This window comes from Enterovibrio norvegicus FF-33 (genome assembly GCF_000286835.2).
GTDB lineage: Bacteria > Pseudomonadota > Gammaproteobacteria > Enterobacterales > Vibrionaceae > Enterovibrio > Enterovibrio norvegicus_A.
Map to the genome: position 1 here is coordinate 1 of NZ_AJYD02000023.1, position 396 is coordinate 396.

Sequence of the window (396 nt, forward strand, 5' to 3'; positions counted from 1 at the left end):
GCTGACGACAGCCATGCAGCACCTGTCTCACAGTTCCCGAAGGCACTAAGCTATCTCTAGCGAATTCTGTGGATGTCAAGAGTAGGTAAGGTTCTTCGCGTTGCATCGAATTAAACCACATGCTCCACCGCTTGTGCGGGCCCCCGTCAATTCATTTGAGTTTTAATCTTGCGACCGTACTCCCCAGGCGGTCTACTTAACGCGTTAGCTCCGGAAGCCACGGCTCTAGGCCACAACCTCCAAGTAGACATCGTTTACAGCGTGGACTACCAGGGTATCTAATCCTGTTTGCTCCCCACGCTTTCGCATCTGAGCGTCAGTCTTTGTCCAGGGGGCCGCCTTCGCCACCGGTATTCCTTCAGATCTCTACGCATTTCACCGCTACTCTGAAATTCT

Annotated in this window: 1 rRNA gene; it reads right to left on the reverse strand. The window is 52.8% G+C overall.

From position 1 onward, the window contains the following. Positions 1-396, reverse strand: a 16S ribosomal RNA gene (locus A1OO_RS06970); the annotation flags it as partial.